The following is a 14,600-nucleotide window of genomic DNA, read 5'->3' on the forward strand; positions in this document are numbered from 1 at the left end:
CGCGGGTATGAGCAACCAGTTCACCCACCTGGACGCCGCCGGCGCGGCACGCATGGTCGACGTGTCCGAGAAGGAGCCGACCACGCGCACGGCGGTGGCGTCCGGTGTCCTGCGCACGACGGACGAGGTGGTGGCGTTGCTGGGCAGCGACGGCCTGCCGAAGGGCGACGCCCTGGCCACGGCCCGCATCGCCGGGATCATGGCGGCCAAGCGGACCTGGGAGCTGGTGCCGCTGTGTCACCCGATCGCGTTGTCCGGGGTCAAGGTGGACCTCGTGCTCGGTGACGCCGAGGTGCGCATCACCGCGACCGTCCGCACGACGGACCGCACGGGCGTGGAGATGGAGGCGTTGACGGCCGTGTCGGTGGCCGGGCTGACGCTGCACGACATGGTGAAGGCGGTCGACCCGGCCGCGTCGCTGGACGCGGTGCGGGTCGAGCGCAAGGAAGGCGGCAAGACCGGCCTGTGGGAGCGCCCGTGACGACCGCGCCCCGGACCGCGCGGGTGATCACGGCGTCGAACCGGGCGTCCGCCGGCGTGTACGCCGACCGCGGCGGGCCGATCATCGTGGCGTGGCTGCGGGAGCGGTCCTACGACGTGCCCGACCCGGTGGTCGTGCCGGACGGCGAGCCGGTGGCCGAGGCGCTGCGGGCGGCCGTGGCGGACGGCGTCGCGGTCGTCATCACGACCGGTGGCACGGGCGTCAGCCCCACCGACCGCACGCCGGAGGCGACCAGGTCGGTGCTGGACTTCGAGGTGCCGGGTGTGGCCGACGCCATCCGCATGTCAGGCTGGCCACGCGTGCCGACGTCCGTGCTGTCGCGCGGGGTGGCCGGTGTGGCGGGCCGCACGCTCGTGGTGAACCTGCCGGGCTCGACCGGCGGGGTGCGCGACGGGCTGGACGTGCTCGCGACCGTGCTGGAGCACGCCGTCGACCAGGTGTCCGGAGGTGACCACGCATGACCGAGGTCCTGCGCGCGACCGTCAGCGATCAGCCGCTGTCCGTGGACGAGCACGCCAAGCTCGTGGAGCACGCGTCGGCGGGCGCGGTGGTGACGTTCGCCGGGGTGGTGCGCGACCACGACCACGGGCGTTCGGTGCGCGAGCTGGAGTACGTCGGGCACCCGACGGCCGGCGCGGTGGTGGCCGAGGTGGCGGCGGACGTGGTGGCGCGGTTCGAGGGCGTGCGCGCCGTCGCCGTGTCGCACCGGGTCGGTCCGCTGGCGATCGGGGACGTGGCGCTGGCCTGCGCCGTGTCGGCCGACCACCGGGGTGAGGCGTTCGCGGTGTGCTCGGAACTTGTCGACGAGGTGAAGCGGCGGCTGCCGGTGTGGAAGCGCCAGGTCTTCACCGACGGCACCGACGAGTGGGTCAACATGCCCTGACCAGGGGCGGGGCAACTCGGTCCGGAAACGGGTCGGGGACCCCGGATCGCCGAGGGGGGCGGTCCGGGGTCCCTGTTCCGTCGTGCACCGACTCGCGCCGGCCACAGATCACTTGGTGGCGATCTTGTGACCCGGCAGGATGAGGTCGGCGTTCGGGATGAACTGCTTGTTCAGCTCGTGCAGCTTGGCCCAGCCGCCTTCGACCTTCAGCTCCTCCGCGATCTTCGACAGGCTGTCGCCCGCCTTGATCTCGTAGTCGCCGTTCGGGTTGGAGGACGGCAGCGCCACGGTCACGGGAGCGGGGGCCTCCTGGACCGGCGCGGCCTGCTGGACCGGCGCGGGGGCGGCCTGGCGCGGCTGCGCCGGGGCCGGGGCGGTCCTGGCGGGCGCGGGGGCGCCGCCGAGGCCCTTGGGCCCGCAGACGGGCCAGGCGCCGATGCCCTGGGTCTTCATCACGTTCTCGGCGACGCGGATCTGCTCCTCGCGGGAAGCCTGGTGGGGCATTCCGGAACCACCGTGCGCGGTCCACGTGGACGGCAGGAACTGCAGGCCGCCGTAATAGCCGTTGCCGGTGTTGATGCTCCAGTTGCCGCCACTCTCACACGCGGCGACCGCGTCCCAGTTGACGCCGGACTGCGCGTTGGCGGTGCCGGCGGCCATGGCCAGCGGGGCTCCGACGATGACGCCGGCGACGGCGACCTTCGCGATGCTCCGGGCGGTGGAACTGGTGGTCGGACGGTGCTTGCCTCGGTAAGAAGCCATTTCCCTCTCGTCCACCCGCACCTGCGCGTCCGGCTCGGGTTCGGGCCCGGTGCGCCGTTCGGCTTGATCCCTGTCCGGTGGTTGTCTCTCGCTCGGGGGTGTTCCGGGACACCGTTGGACAGGTTCGGTGCGAGGCGTCCCGGTCTAGCTCTGGTCGGTCGGGGCCAACCGAGAAGCGACGGTACGTAACCGGGAGGCTCGCGCCAAATGATCTGCCATGTGACGCACATCACTGTAACGCGACCGAGTGACTCCCCGAGCGACCCGTTTAGCCTGCTCAGGGCACCGTTACCGGTCTGTTTCCGTTCCGAGATTCGCCGAGATCAATCACCGTAAGTGAGGTTTAGCTCACGTATTAAGCCGCAAGAGTGGAGAAGCCTCATCCGCCGGCGAAGGGTGGCAACACGTCGAGTTGCGCCCCGGAACACACGGCCGTGTCATGATCGCGAACGGCCACACCGTCCAACAGGTAGCTGCACGCGGGCAGCACGCGGGCCGCTTTCGCGCCGTGCCGGCTCCGGACCGCCTCGATCGCCGCCTGCACCGTGGCCGCGTCGCCGGGCAGCTCGAAGCTCTCCTCCGACACGCCCACCGCCGCCCGCGCGCCCGCGAAGTACCGCACCGTCAGCCGCACCTCACCCTCCGATCGCGCTCATGGGCCGGTCGGGCTGGCTGAACCCGGCCGAGTTGATGCCGTGCCCGGCGGCCTTGGCCCACGAGTTGCCGCGCCACACGTGCGCGATGTCCTCGTCCGACGCGCCACCGCGCAGCAACGCCCTCAGGTCCGTCTCCGACTGGCTGAACAGGCAGTTCCGCACCTGGCCGTCGGCGGTGAGCCTGGTCCGGTCGCACGCCGCGCAGAACGGCCGGGTGACCGACGCGATCACGCCGACCACGGCCGGCCCGCCGTCCACCAGCCACCGCTCGGCGGGCGCGCCGCCCCGCTCGCCCGGCTCGGGCGTCAGGGTGAACCCGGTGCTCAGGGACTCGAGGATCTCCTCGGCGGTCACCATGTCCTCGCGCTTCCAGCCGTGCTGCGGGTCCAGCGGCATCTGCTCGATGAACCGCAGCTGGTAGCCCTGCTCCAGGCAGTGGCGCAGCAGCGGCACGGCCTCGTCCTCGTTCACGCCGCGCATCAGCACCGTGTTCACCTTGACCGGCGTCAACCCGGCGTCGCGCGCGGCGGCCAGGCCCGCGAACACGTCCGCCAGCCGGTCGCGGCGGGTGAGCCGGTGGAAGCGCACGGGGTCGAGGGTGTCGAGCGAGACGTTCACCCGGTCGAGGCCCGCGGCGACCAACCCGGCGGCGCGCTTGGCCAAGGTCAACCCGTTCGTGGTCATCGAGATGCGCGGCCGGGGGTCGAGCGCCGCGGTCGCCGCGATCACGCCGTCCAGGCCGGGCCGCAGCAGCGGCTCGCCGCCGGTGAACCGGATGTCGGTCACGCCGAGCCGGGTCACCGCGATGCCGATGAGGCGGGTGAGCTCGTCGTCGGAGAGCAGGTCCGGCTTCGGCAGCCAGTCCAGGCCCTCGGCGGGCATGCAGTAGGTGCACCGCAGGTTGCAGCGGTCGGTCAACGACACGCGCAGGTCGGTGGCGATCCGGCCGAACCGGTCCACCAGCAGCGGTGAGTCCGGTCGTTCGGAGGTGTCCGGGTTGCCGCGCACGGCGGGTAGCCCCAACTCGACAGCTGTCACCCCTGCCAGGGTAATCGGCTGACACTTGTGGGTGCTGGTGGAAATGGGGGACGGCGGCGCGCGGTGAGTTGGGCGAAGATGCCGGACACGTTCGCCGGAACTTCGGGCCGGAACGCTAAGTTGCCTGACATGAGCAGTGAGCACGAGGTGCCCGCGGACGTGCTGGAGCGGTTCAGCGTCTACGCGCGGGAGACCAGCGCGCTCACCGTCCTCTTCCACACCCGGGTGGCCGAGCGGATGGGCCTGTCGCCGACCGACGAGAAGTGCCTGGACCTGGCCGTGCGGGCGCGGGGCCCGATCACCGCGGGCAAGATCGCCGAGCTGTCCGGGCTGTCCACCGGCGCGGTGACCGGCGTGATCGACCGGCTGGAGCGCGCCGGGTACGTGCGGCGGGTCCGCGACCCGCACGACCGGCGCAAGGTGCTGGTCGAGGTCACCGCGGCGGACGGCGGCAGGTTCGACCACCTCTTCGTCGGCGCGCGGGAGACGCTGCGCGAGGTGCTGTCGCGCTTCACGCCGGAGGAGCGGGACGTGCTGGAGCGCTACAACCAGGCGCTCATCGAAACGTTCCGGCGACGCGTGGTCGAGGCCTGAGCCGGCAGCATGTCCGCCATGGCCGCTCAGTGGAACTACCTGATGGACATGGACGGCGTGCTCGTGCACGAGGAGCACCCGATCCCGGGGTCGAGCGAGTTCGTCGCCGAGCTGACCGCGAACGACATCCCGTTCATGGTGCTCACGAACAACTCCATCTACACCCAGCGCGACCTGCGGGCCCGCCTGGCCCGCACGGGCCTGGAGGTGCCGGAGGCCGCGATCTGGACCTCCGCGCTGGCCACCGCGAAGTTCCTCGACTCGCAGCGGCCGGGCGGCTCGGCGTACGTGATCGGCGAGGCCGGCCTGACCACGGCGCTGCACGAGATCGGGTACGTGCTGACCGACCGCGACCCGGACTACGTGGTGCTCGGCGAGACCCGCACCTACAGCTTCACCGCGATCACCAAGGCGATCCGGCTGGTGGAGGAGGGCGCGCGGTTCATCGCGACGAACCCGGACGCCACCGGCCCGTCCCGGGAGGGCTCGCTGCCCGCGACCGGCTCGATCGCCGCGCTGATCGAGCGCGCGTCGGGCCGTGCGCCTTATTACGTCGGCAAGCCGAACCCGCTGATGATGCGGTCGGCGCTGCGGGCGCTGGGCGCGCACTCGGAGAGCACGCTGATGATCGGCGACCGGATGGACACCGACGTGCGGTCCGGCCTGGAGGCCGGGTTGCGCACGATCCTGGTGCTCACGGGGATCTCGACGGAGTCGACGGCCGAGCTGTACCCGTACCGGCCGACGCGGGTGGTCAAGTCGATCGCGGACCTGGTCGGCCACTCGGCCGACCCGTTCCCGGACGGGCTCGCGGACGAGGGCTGAGCTCGCGGGATGCGGGTCGAGCCTCGCGGATGGGGGCCGGCTCGCGGGCCCCGGTCGGGGTCGGTCCGGTGATCGACCCCGGCGTGCGGACGTGTCGGAACCGTCGGTAATCGGCGCTAGCGTGATCGGTCATGGGAATCAATCACCTGGCGGTCATCGAGCAGTACAGCGGGTCCTTCACCAAGGCGGTCGCCGGCAACCTCGGCTTACCCGTGCCGAGCTGTCCGGGCTGGACGGTGGACGACCTGGTCGCGCACATGGCGGAGGTCCAGTCCTGGTGGACCGCGGTCGTGCTGGCGAAGGGCGCGTACCCGGACGAGGAGGCGGCCCGGCTGGCCGCCGACACGGGGCCCGACCGGGTCGAGGGGTGGCGGGAGATCAGCGCCCGGTTCGTCGCCGTGCAGGAGGACTACCTGCGCGTCGCCGGGCCGGACGCGCCGGTGTGGGTGTTCTGGAACGAGGAGAAGCGCGACACGGCGTTGGCGCTGGCGTCGCGGCAGGCGCACGAGGTGGTCGTGCACTGCTGGGACGCGCAGCAGGCGGTGGGCGCGCTCGAGCCGATCCCGGCCGAGTTGGCGGCGGACGGGGTGGACGAGTTCCTCCTGCGCTTCCTCAACGGCAAGGAATGGGAGGGCGGGCCCCTGGTGCTGGAGCTGGCGGCGACCGACACCGGCGCCACGTGGCTGCTGGGCACGGACGGGTCGGCGAGGCCGGCGCGGCTGGCCGAGGGCACGGCGGACGTCCGCGTCAGCGGCACGGCCGAGCAGCTGTACCTACTGCTGTGGCGGCGGCTCGTGGTGGAGGACGTGACCGTGGCGGGCGACCGCGCGAAGGTGGACGCGCTGCTCGGGTGGCCCAAGCTGGCGTGAGGGGAAGCCGCCCTCCGCGGAGGGCATGCCGTTGATCCGGTCGGCCATGCGCTCGGCCCGGTCGCGCAGCAGTTCGGCGCGGCACGAGCCGGGGCCGCCGAACGCCGCGCCCAGGCGGTCCAGCAGGTCCGCCTGGAGGCGCAGCCACTCGATGTGCTGCCACGGGTGCCAGGTCGTGCCGGCCCGCGCGGCCACCGCGACCATCGCCTCGTCCAGTTCGCCGGCGACCTGTTCCAGGTGCTCTCTCATGGTCGGTGAGAGCCCGCCGGTCGGCTTTCGTCACGGCGATCCACCCGGATCTCACCCTGACGGGTGAGGTTCGCGGTGGTGCGGCCGAAGCCTCCGGGCCGGGCGCTGATCGACTTTTGCGCACCACACCCCCGCGTCGCTTATCGTCGCAGGTGTGGAAAGACCGCTCTTCGTGGTTGGCGACGTGCACGGGCACCTCGCCGAGCTGACCCGCGCCCTGCACGCCTCGGGCCTGGTCGACGCCGACGGTGACTGGTGCGGCGGTGACGCGGAGCTGTGGTTCCTCGGCGACTTCGTCGATCGCGGCCCCGACGGGATCGGGGTGATCGAGTTCGTGATGCGGCTGGCCGAGCAGAGCGGCGGCCAGGTCGACGCGCTCATCGGCAACCACGAGGTGCTGCTCCTGGGCATGCACCGGTTCGGCGACCGCAACGTGCCCGGCGCGCCGACCCCCCGCAGCTTCGCCCGCAGCTGGCTGCTCAACGGCGGCCTGCGCAGCGACCAGGACCGGCTCACCGACGCCCACATCGAGTGGCTGACCTCCCGCCGCGTGCTCACCGAGGTCGACGGGCACCTGCTGATGCACTCCGACACCCTCGCCTACCTCGAGTGGGGCGACACGATCGACGAGGTCAACGAGGCGGTGTGGGACGTGCTGAAGGGCGACGACCTGGACCACTGGTGGGAGTGCTGGCGCAAGATGACCACCCGCTACGCGTTCCGCGGGCCGGACGGCGCGGTGGTGGCGGGCGAGTTGCTCGAGGTGCTCGGCGGCCACGAGGTGGTGCACGGGCACAGCGTCATCGCCGACCAGCTCGGCGTGCCGCCGGAGGAGATCGACGGCCCGCTGCGGTACGCCGACGACAAGGTGCTGGCGGTGGACGCGGGTCTCTACAGCGGAGGTCCGTGCCTGGTCGTCCAACTGGTTGCGGACCAGGCGGAGTAGGCGCAGCATTGCCCCACCCGCACAGCAAGAGTCCCCACCCCGAGGGCTCCACCCGCAAGGAGGAGCGCCATGCTCACCGCGACGCGGACCACGACGATCCTGCCCGTGACCGACTCGGACCGGGCGTCCCACTTCTACGCCGACCAGCTCGGCCTCACGCCGATGGGCGGTGGTGACGACGGCACCCGCCTCTTCGAGCTCGGCCGCGGCGACGTGCTCGGCCTCATGCCCGCCGAGGAGGGCGCGCAGACCGGGCACACCGTGCTCAGCTTCGAGGTCGACGACCTGGACGCCGAGATGGGCGAGCTGGAACGGCGCGGCGTGAGGTTCGAGGACTACGACCTGCCCGAGCTGAAGACGGTGAACCACGTCGCCGTGCTCGGGTCGGAGAAGGCGGCGTGGTTCCACGACAGCGAGGGCAACGTGCTGTGCCTGCACGAGGTGATCGGCTGAGCAGGTCGGGGCTCAGTCGGCCGAGTCGGTCGGCTCGGCTGGTCAGGGGGCGGCGACGATCTCCTTGCCCAGCGGCATCAGCGAGACCGGCACCATCTTGAAGTTCGCCACGCCGAGCGGGATGCCGATGATCGTCACGCACAGCAGCACGCCGGTCACCACGTGGCCGATGGCCAGCCAGATCCCCGCGACGATGATCCACACGACGTTGCCGATGAGGGACGGCGCGCCGGCGCCGGGCCGGTCGACGACCGTGCGCCCGAACGGCCACAGCGCGTAGTTCGCGATGCGGAACGACGCCAGCCCCCACGGGATGGTGATGATCAGCACGCAGCACACCACGCCGGCGACCACGTACCCGACGGCCAGCCAGAAGCCGCTCAGGACCAGCCAGATCAGGTTCAGGATGAGCCTCACGCGTCCATCTTGCCCGATTAAGCTCCCGTCCCGTGCTGAACAAACTCCGCTGGGGTGTCGTGGCGACCGGCGGCATCGCCGACGTCGTCACCGGTGACCTCCGCCTGCTGCCCGACGTCGAGGTGCTCGCGGTGTCGTCGCGCGCCCTGCCCAAGGCCGAGTCCTTCGCGGCCAAGCACGGGATCCCGCGCGCGTACGGCGACTACGCCGACCTGCTGGCCGACCCGGACGTGGACGTCGTCTACGTGGCGACCCCGCACGTCCAGCACCACGCGGTGACCCGCGCGGCGTTGGAGGCGGGCAAGCACGTGCTGTGCGAGAAGCCCGCCACGCTGACCCTGCGCGAGCTGCAGGACGTGGTGGACCTGGCGCGCGAGCGCGGCCTGTTCTTCATGGAGGCCATCTGGACCAGGTTCAACCCGCTGATCGTGCGGATGGCGGAGCTGGTCGCGAACGGCGAGATCGGCGAGGTCCGGTCGGTCCGGGCGGATTTCGGCTTCACGCTGGAGCACGACCCGGCGCACCGGCTGTGGAACAAGGCGCTGGGCGGCGGGTCGTTGTTCGACCTGGGGATCTACCCGGTGTCGTTCGCGCACCTGCTGCTGGGCGAGCCGGAGACGGTCCACGCGCACGGGCGGATGGTCGACGGCGTGGACGCCGAGATCGGGATGCTGCTCGGCTACGAGGGCGGCGCGCACGCGTTGCTGGGGTCGTCGTTGGTCAGCCCGCTGAAGTCCGGCGCGGTCGTGTACGGGACGCGCGGCCTGGTCGAGCTGCCGGAGGCGTTGTTCAACCCGAGCCGGATCGTGGTCAACGGGGTGGAGCACCGGCACGAGCAGGAGGGCGCGGGGTACGTTCCACAGCTGCGCGAGGTCGTGAACCGGGTGCTGGCGGGTGAGACGGAGAGCCCGTCCATGCGGCCCGACGAGTCGTTGGCGATCCTGCGCACCCTCACCAGGGCCGCCGAGCGGGTGGGCCTGGACTACGACGACGTGGCGGTGGGTTGATCATGGGCAAGAAGTGGGTGCTCGCGGCGGTGGCCGGGCTCGTGGGCGCGGCGGGTGTGGTCGTGCTCTCGCGGCGGGGCGCGGGGAGCGACGAGCCGGTGCGGACCGTGGCGGTGCGCAGGCGCGAGGCGCCGCGACGGGCGGACGCGCGCCGGGTCGTCGTGCCGCGGGTCGTCGTGCCGAGGCAGGTCGGTGCGGGGAAGGGCGGCGTGAAGGTCGGTGCCGGGAAGGGCGGCGTGAGGAAGGGCGCGGCGCGTCGGTGACGGTCAGCCGGGCAGCAGGGCTTCGGTCACCAGGACCACCGCGTCGACGCGGCGGCTGCCGGGCGTGAGCAGGTGGCTCAACGCGACCCGCACGATCGTGTCCGCGATCAGGTGCACGCGCGCGTCCGGCATCGCCGGCCAGTGCTTGCGGATGTGCTGCGCGAACACCGAGGTGGCGAACGTCAGGACCGGTCGCCCCTTGGTGGTCAGCAGGGGCAGCATGTCCTCGGCGTTCGCACCGCCCAGCACCGACTTGGCCAGCTCGTCCCGGGTGGCCAGGTCGAACGCGAACCTGATGCCGCGCCGCAGGCCCTCCAAGGGGTCGGACGTGCTCGCCAGCTCCCTGCGCACGCCGTCGAGGAACTCGGCGGTCTTGTGCAGCGCCACGGCCTGCACGAGCCGTTCCTTGTTGCCGAACTCGTTGTAGACGGTCTGCCTGCTCACGCCCACCTTGGCGGCGACCTCCGCCATGCGCAGGCCACGCGAGCCGTGCGCCGCGATCAGCTCCACCGCCGCGTCGAGCAGCGCCCGGGTGAGTTCCGTCACGGCGCAAAGCTTTGCACAGCGAATAGGGTGCGAACCGTGCCTTTGACCGTGGGTTTCGACCTGGACATGACGTTGATCGACCCCAGGCCGGGCATGGCCGCCGTGATGGACGCGGTCGCGGCGGAGAGCGGCTACCCGCTGGACGGGGCCCACTTCGCGGCCAACCTCGGCCCGCCCCTGGACATGATCTACCGCGACTTCGGCGTGGTCGAAGAGGACATCCCGGGGTTGATCGCCCGGTTCCGCGAGCTGTACCCGGAGGTCGTCATCCCGGCCACGGTCGCCCTGCCGGGCGCGGCGCAAGCGCTTGCGGCGGTGCGTGAGCTGGGCGGGACGACGATCGTGGTCACCGGCAAGTACCGGGCCAACGCGGCGCTGCACCTGGCGGCGCTGGACTGGGAAGTGGATCACCTGTTCGGCGAGCTGTGGTCGACCGGCAAGGCCGAGGCGTTGAAGGCGCACGGCGCGGCGGTGTACGTGGGCGACCACGTGGGTGACGTGCGCGGTGCGAAGGCGGCCGGAGCGGTGGCCGTCGCGGTGGTGAGCGGGCCGTGCGACGCCGAGGAGTTGGCGGCCGAGGGCGCGGACGTGGTGCTGGCGGACCTGACGGAGTTCCCGGGGTGGCTCCGGGCGAACGTCGACCGGCTCAGCGCCGGGGCCGGGCGCTCCGCACCGCGCTGAACACGCCCAGCGCGAGACCCGCGGGGGCGAGCAGCCAGCCCGCGGCGAACACCCAGGCGGGAAGGCCGCGTTCGCCGGCGATGAACATCGCGACGATGGCCGCCACGCCGAGCGCGAACAACGCCACAGCCGGTGGCATCAGCTTCGAGGTCGACATGGCTGAAGCGTAGTCGCGGGTGCGGGCGGGGCCGGGGGTGGCGTAGTCGCGCGATCGGAGGTGCCCCGGCGGTGGTGTTCTGGATAGTCTGGTGGGACGCGCCTTGGGCACGCCCGGGGCGCGTTCGTCGTGTGATCGCATAAGGATTGGTGAGAACGGTGCCGACCGGCAAGGTCAAGTGGTACGACTCGGAGAAGGGCTTCGGCTTCGTCACACAGGATGGTGGCGAAGACGTCTACGTGCGGAAATCCGCGCTGCCTCCGGGTGTCGAGGGCTTGAAGGCCGGTCAGCGGATCGAGTTCGGCATGGCCGAGGGCAGGCGCGGTCCGCAGGCGTTGTCGGTCCGGCTGGTCGACCCCGCGCCGTCGGTGGCGGAGGCCCGTCGTCGGCCCGCCGAGGAGCTGCACGGCCTGATCGAGGACATGATCAAGCTCCTGGAGAACAAGGTGCAGCCCGAGTTGCGGCGGGGGCGGTACCCGGAGCGGAAGAACACGAAGTTGATCGCAGAGGTGGTTCGGGCGGTCGCGCGGGAGTTGGATCCGTAGGCCGGCTCGATGGGCGGTGGTGAGGCCGGCTCGAGGTGTGGTGGTCAAGTCCGGCTCGATTGACTGCTCGCTCAAGTCCGGCTCGATTTGACATGGGTTCGACCAGCCTGAAGGACCCGAACCCATGTCGAATCGGGCCTCGGTGGGGATGTGGCGGGTCCGTTGTAATGGGTCAGTGGCGGTCGTCGACTGAGAGGACCCAGGTGCCCCGGGCGACGAAGTCGAACGCGCCGGTGGTGCCTGCCTCGATGCGTGCGCCGTACTGCTGGACCTCGACGCTTTCGAGCTGGTCGTCGGGGTTCGGGAGCACGAGGGTGTAGGCGTACTTCGGGTCGCGTTCGGTGAAGAGGCGGCTTCGCAGTGGTTCCTGCGGTTCGCCCTGGGCGTTGCGGTAGGTGAACTTGACCGACCAGGCGGTGTCGGCCAGGTCGCCCGGCACGGAGATCTGGACCGGCTTGCCCGGGCGGACGCGCAGCACGCCGACGGCGTCCGGGGCCACGTCGCAGTTCTCCGAGTGCAGGTCGCAGTACTGGGTCGGCTGGACGTTGATCGTCTTGCCGTCGGCGTGGAACGTCACCTCGGGGTTGGTGGGTGCCGCCGCGCAACCGGCTAGGACCAGGAGCGACACGGGGATCAGGACTCGGCGCACGGCGGTCGAGCCTACGTGCCCGGCCTGGGCACGACGGGTGCGGGCCGCAGTGGGCGGTCGCCGCCCAGACCCGGGATGAGAGTCGTGCCCCGCTTGGTCTGGATGGTCTGCGCCAGGCCCACCGCGAGCAGGACGGCCAGTACGGTGAAGCCGATCCAGTACTCGGTGGGCAGCAGGACGCCGAGGGCGCCGCCGAAGACCCAGCCCAGCTGGAGGATGGTTTCCGAGCGGCCGAAGGCGGAGGCCCGGGATTCGTCGGGGACGTCGTCCTGGATGACCGCGTCGAGGGACACCTTGGCGAGCGAGCTGGCGGTGGCGCCGACCAGGCCGACGGCGGCGGCCGTGACCAGGCCGGGGAAGACGGCGGCCACGACGACCACGGCCAGCGCGGTGGTGAGGCAGCCGATGACCACCTGGTCCGGGGCGCCGAAGTGCAGTCGTGCGCCGACGGCGTTGCCGAGGAAGCTGCCGATGCCGGCCGCGGCGGCGATGACGCCCAGCAGGAGGACCTGCATGAGGGCGTCGCCCTCGGTCTGGGCGCGGACGACGAAGGCGGCGAAGAGCATCAGGAAACCGGTCAGCATGCGGATCGAGCCGTTGGCCCAGAGCGCGACGACGACCGAGCGGCCGAGTGGTTGCCGCTTCGGTTTCTGCGGCTTGGCGCGCAGCGAGGTGGGGACCTCGCCCTCGGTGACCTCGACCCACGACGGGATGCGCAGGCAGTAGAAGGCGTTGACCAGGCAGAGAGCGGCGGTGAACCAGAGGGCGCCCGGTGAGCCGAAGAGGTTCGCGAAGCCGGCCGCGACCGCGCCGAAGACGCCACCGGCCGCGAGGCCGAACACGGTCATCCGGGCGTTCGTCTTGGACAGCGTGATCTCACGGGGCAGCACGCGGGGTGTGATCGCGGCCTTGAGGACCGTGAACGACTTGGAGAGCACCATGCTGCCCAGCGCCGCCGGGTAGAGGCCCCAGTTGTCGAAGTTCAGCGCCATCGCGATGGACAGGAAGACGCGGATCACGCAGGACGCGGCCAGCGCCACCCGCCTGCCGTGCTGGATGCGGTCCAGGGCGGGGCCGATGACGGGCGCCACCAGGGCGAACGGCGCGACGGTGATCAGCAGGTAGAGCGCGACCTTGCCCCGGCTCTCGCCGGACGCGGCGGAGAAGAACAAGGTGTTGGCCAGGGCGACGGCCATCGCCGCGTCGGCGGCGTAGTTCAGCATCACCGCGTAGGTGAGGGAGGACAGGCCGGACTGCTTGGCGCCGTCGGCGTGCGCGGCCTTGCGGAACGCGGCCAGCGCCTGGCTGCTGAGCTGCCGGGTGCGGAACCACGCCACGCGCGTGACGGTCAGCTTCTTCGGCAGGGTCGGGACCGTCGGTTTGTCGGCGTCCGGGGGTGAGGTCGGGGGTGGGGCCGGCGGTGGGGTGAAGCGGGCCGATTCGCGTTGGTCACGTGGATCGCGGTTGCCGCGTGGGTCGCGGTGGTCCTGCCGGGGTGGGTCGGGTGGTGGGGGTGAGCCCGGAGTCGGGTACGGCCGGGTCCGCGGCTTGTACTCGTCGTCCTCCCACGGGTACCGCCGCGACTGGTCTTCCGGCCGAGGGGGTGTCACGTGTTCAATCCTGCCTCACCCGGTGCGGGCTGTCTCACACATTGCCGCCGGTGAGCACGGTGGCGATCGTCTCGCCCGGGAGGTCGGCCACGGCGATCGCGGCCAGGCCGACGGCCCCCGCCGGTTCGAGCACGAGGCCGAGCGTGCGCTGGGCCAGCGCCATCGCGTCTCGGATGGCGTCGTCGGGCACCAGGAGCATGTCGTCGACGAGGGCACGCAGGCGGGGGATGGCGGCGGGCACGGGGACGCGGACGGCGATTCCGTCCGCGATGGTGTCGATGGGCGTGTCGGCCACCGGGCGGCCCGCCCAGGCGCGGGCCAGGGCCGGCGCGCCCTCGGCGCAGACGCCGACGACGCGGGTGTCCGGCGAGTGCTCCTTGATCCACCGGGCCATGCCGGTGATGAGGGCGCCGTCGCCGACGGGGACCACCGCCGTGTCGAACCGGCAGGCCCGGAGGAGCTCGACGGCGATGCTGCCCGCGCCCTCGGTGATGGCGACGTCGCGGCCGTCCTCGACGAAGATCGCGCCGACGCGCTGGGCGTGGTCGCGGGCGGCGTCCTTGGCGGCGGTGAAGTCGCCCGGGACCTCGATCACGGAGGCGCCGAGGGACTTCATCCGGCGGACCTTGTCGCGGACGGCGGCCCGGGAGACGAAGACCTCGACCGGGAAGCCGCGGTTGCGGCCGACGTAGGCCACGGCCTGGCCGAAGTTGCCCGCCGACGCGCACACGACCGGGCGCCCCGGCGGCAGGGTCGCGCCCATGAAGTCCGCGCCGCGGCCCTTGAAGCTGCGCAGCGGGTTGACCGTCTCGACCTTGATCAGCACCCGGCGGCCCAGGGCGGTGCCGAGCTGCTCGTCGACGTACTGCGGTGTGCCGCGGAAGACGGGGTCGATGGTCTCGGCGGCGCGGGCGATGTTGTCGAGGTCGATGTCCACGTGCGAGACCG

20 protein-coding genes and 1 pseudogene are annotated in these 14,600 nt (G+C 71.8%); 11 read left to right on the top strand and 10 right to left on the bottom strand.

Going from position 1 to position 14,600, the window contains the following annotated elements; genetic code table 11:
- Nucleotides 1-7 precede the first annotated feature (7 nt).
- A complete protein-coding gene (moaC, locus tag LNK82_RS26880; protein ID WP_230569783.1) occupies nucleotides 8-481 on the top strand; it encodes a cyclic pyranopterin monophosphate synthase MoaC in 474 nt (157 codons plus the stop codon).
- Nucleotides 478-1,385: pseudogene (locus LNK82_RS48400) on the top strand (molybdenum cofactor biosynthesis protein MoaE). Before moaC ends, LNK82_RS48400 begins: the two are co-directional and overlap by 4 nt.
- Before the next feature lie 108 nt (nucleotides 1,386-1,493).
- Here the strand turns inward: LNK82_RS48400 and LNK82_RS26895 are convergent.
- The 3 genes from LNK82_RS26895 to moaA all read right to left on the bottom strand — a co-directional run bounded on the left by LNK82_RS26895 (nucleotide 1,494) and on the right by moaA (nucleotide 3,841).
- Nucleotides 1,494-2,147: a LysM peptidoglycan-binding domain-containing protein gene (locus tag LNK82_RS26895; protein ID WP_230569786.1), complete on the bottom strand. Its 654-nt coding sequence runs from the start codon at nucleotides 2,145-2,147 to the stop codon at nucleotides 1,494-1,496.
- Between the two features lie 379 nt (nucleotides 2,148-2,526).
- Nucleotides 2,527-2,781, bottom strand: a complete 255-nt coding sequence (locus LNK82_RS26900) for a MoaD/ThiS family protein (RefSeq protein ID WP_230569787.1) — start codon at nucleotides 2,779-2,781, stop codon at nucleotides 2,527-2,529.
- Nucleotide 2,782: 1 nt separating this feature from the next.
- Nucleotides 2,783-3,841, bottom strand: coding sequence for a GTP 3',8-cyclase MoaA (gene moaA / locus LNK82_RS26905; protein ID WP_230569788.1), 1,059 nt, complete (start codon nucleotides 3,839-3,841; stop codon nucleotides 2,783-2,785).
- A 129-nt stretch (nucleotides 3,842-3,970) separates the two neighbouring features.
- Here moaA and LNK82_RS26910 point away from each other — a divergent pair, with 129 nt between their 5' ends.
- The 3 genes from LNK82_RS26910 to LNK82_RS26920 all read left to right on the top strand — a co-directional run bounded on the left by LNK82_RS26910 (nucleotide 3,971) and on the right by LNK82_RS26920 (nucleotide 6,129).
- Complete coding sequence (locus LNK82_RS26910) at nucleotides 3,971-4,435, top strand: MarR family winged helix-turn-helix transcriptional regulator (protein ID WP_230569789.1); 465 nt, start codon at nucleotides 3,971-3,973, stop codon at nucleotides 4,433-4,435.
- Nucleotides 4,436-4,453: 18 nt separating this feature from the next.
- Complete coding sequence (locus LNK82_RS26915; protein WP_230569790.1) at nucleotides 4,454-5,260, top strand: HAD-IIA family hydrolase; 807 nt, start codon at nucleotides 4,454-4,456, stop codon at nucleotides 5,258-5,260.
- Between the two features lie 131 nt (nucleotides 5,261-5,391).
- Nucleotides 5,392-6,129 (top strand): maleylpyruvate isomerase family mycothiol-dependent enzyme, encoded by a 738-nt coding sequence (locus LNK82_RS26920; RefSeq protein ID WP_230569791.1) that lies wholly within the window; start codon nucleotides 5,392-5,394, stop codon nucleotides 6,127-6,129.
- On the opposite strand, the gene LNK82_RS26925 is transcribed toward LNK82_RS26920, so the two are convergent.
- A complete protein-coding gene (locus LNK82_RS26925) occupies nucleotides 6,034-6,378 on the bottom strand; it encodes a hypothetical protein (protein WP_230569792.1) in 345 nt (114 codons plus the stop codon). The two genes, LNK82_RS26920 and LNK82_RS26925, sit on opposite strands and share 96 nt — an antisense overlap.
- Nucleotides 6,379-6,532: 154 nt before the next feature.
- On the opposite strand from LNK82_RS26925, the gene LNK82_RS26930 reads away from it, so the two are divergent.
- A complete protein-coding gene (locus tag LNK82_RS26930) occupies nucleotides 6,533-7,324 on the top strand; it encodes a metallophosphoesterase (RefSeq protein ID WP_230569793.1) in 792 nt (263 codons plus the stop codon).
- Between the two features lie 69 nt (nucleotides 7,325-7,393).
- The gene (locus LNK82_RS26935) at nucleotides 7,394-7,777 is read left to right on the top strand and encodes a VOC family protein (RefSeq protein ID WP_230569794.1); all 384 of its coding nucleotides are present in this window, start codon (nucleotides 7,394-7,396) and stop codon (nucleotides 7,775-7,777) included.
- A 42-nt stretch (nucleotides 7,778-7,819) separates the two neighbouring features.
- Here the strand turns inward: LNK82_RS26935 and LNK82_RS26940 are convergent, their stop codons facing one another.
- Nucleotides 7,820-8,194 carry a YccF domain-containing protein gene (locus LNK82_RS26940; protein WP_230569795.1) on the bottom strand — a complete coding sequence of 125 codons (375 nt, stop codon included), beginning with the start codon at nucleotides 8,192-8,194 and terminating at the stop codon, nucleotides 7,820-7,822.
- Nucleotides 8,195-8,226: 32 nt separating this feature from the next.
- Here LNK82_RS26940 and LNK82_RS26945 point away from each other — a divergent pair, with 32 nt between their 5' ends.
- Both LNK82_RS26945 and LNK82_RS26950 read left to right on the top strand, forming a co-directional pair.
- Nucleotides 8,227-9,201 carry a Gfo/Idh/MocA family protein gene (locus LNK82_RS26945; RefSeq protein ID WP_230569796.1) on the top strand — a complete coding sequence of 325 codons (975 nt, stop codon included), beginning with the start codon at nucleotides 8,227-8,229 and terminating at the stop codon, nucleotides 9,199-9,201.
- A gap of 2 nt (nucleotides 9,202-9,203) precedes the next feature.
- The gene (locus tag LNK82_RS26950) at nucleotides 9,204-9,464 is read left to right on the top strand and encodes a hypothetical protein (protein ID WP_230569797.1); all 261 of its coding nucleotides are present in this window, start codon (nucleotides 9,204-9,206) and stop codon (nucleotides 9,462-9,464) included.
- 3 nt (nucleotides 9,465-9,467) lie between these two features.
- On the opposite strand, the gene LNK82_RS26955 is transcribed toward LNK82_RS26950, so the two are convergent.
- Nucleotides 9,468-10,010, bottom strand: coding sequence for a TetR/AcrR family transcriptional regulator (locus LNK82_RS26955; protein WP_230569798.1), 543 nt, complete (start codon nucleotides 10,008-10,010; stop codon nucleotides 9,468-9,470).
- A gap of 36 nt (nucleotides 10,011-10,046) precedes the next feature.
- On the opposite strand from LNK82_RS26955, the gene LNK82_RS26960 reads away from it, so the two are divergent.
- Nucleotides 10,047-10,691 carry an HAD family hydrolase gene (locus LNK82_RS26960; protein ID WP_230569799.1) on the top strand — a complete coding sequence of 215 codons (645 nt, stop codon included), beginning with the start codon at nucleotides 10,047-10,049 and terminating at the stop codon, nucleotides 10,689-10,691.
- On the opposite strand, the gene LNK82_RS26965 is transcribed toward LNK82_RS26960, so the two are convergent.
- Entirely contained in the window at nucleotides 10,657-10,848 is a 192-nt protein-coding gene (locus LNK82_RS26965) for a hypothetical protein (RefSeq protein ID WP_230569800.1), read from the bottom strand. The two genes, LNK82_RS26960 and LNK82_RS26965, sit on opposite strands and share 35 nt — an antisense overlap.
- A 158-nt stretch (nucleotides 10,849-11,006) precedes the next feature.
- Here LNK82_RS26965 and LNK82_RS26970 point away from each other — a divergent pair, with 158 nt between their 5' ends.
- Entirely contained in the window at nucleotides 11,007-11,393 is a 387-nt protein-coding gene (locus tag LNK82_RS26970; RefSeq protein WP_123744351.1) for a cold-shock protein, read from the top strand.
- 172 nt (nucleotides 11,394-11,565) lie between these two features.
- Here LNK82_RS26970 and LNK82_RS26975 read toward each other — a convergent pair whose 3' ends face one another.
- The 3 genes from LNK82_RS26975 to LNK82_RS26985 are packed head-to-tail and all read right to left on the bottom strand — an operon-like array spanning nucleotide 11,566 to nucleotide 14,589.
- Nucleotides 11,566-12,042, bottom strand: coding sequence for a DUF2771 family protein (locus LNK82_RS26975; RefSeq protein ID WP_230569801.1), 477 nt, complete (start codon nucleotides 12,040-12,042; stop codon nucleotides 11,566-11,568).
- 11 nt (nucleotides 12,043-12,053) lie between these two features.
- The gene (locus LNK82_RS26980; protein ID WP_372470664.1) at nucleotides 12,054-13,661 is read right to left on the bottom strand and encodes an MFS transporter; all 1,608 of its coding nucleotides are present in this window, start codon (nucleotides 13,659-13,661) and stop codon (nucleotides 12,054-12,056) included.
- 25 nt (nucleotides 13,662-13,686) lie between these two features.
- A complete protein-coding gene (locus tag LNK82_RS26985) occupies nucleotides 13,687-14,589 on the bottom strand; it encodes a threonine ammonia-lyase (protein WP_230569803.1) in 903 nt (300 codons plus the stop codon).
- Nucleotides 14,590-14,600: the final 11 nt, after the last annotated feature.

The organism is Saccharothrix luteola (genome assembly GCF_020859565.1).
Classification (GTDB): Bacteria; Actinomycetota; Actinomycetes; order Mycobacteriales; family Pseudonocardiaceae; genus Actinosynnema; species Actinosynnema luteola.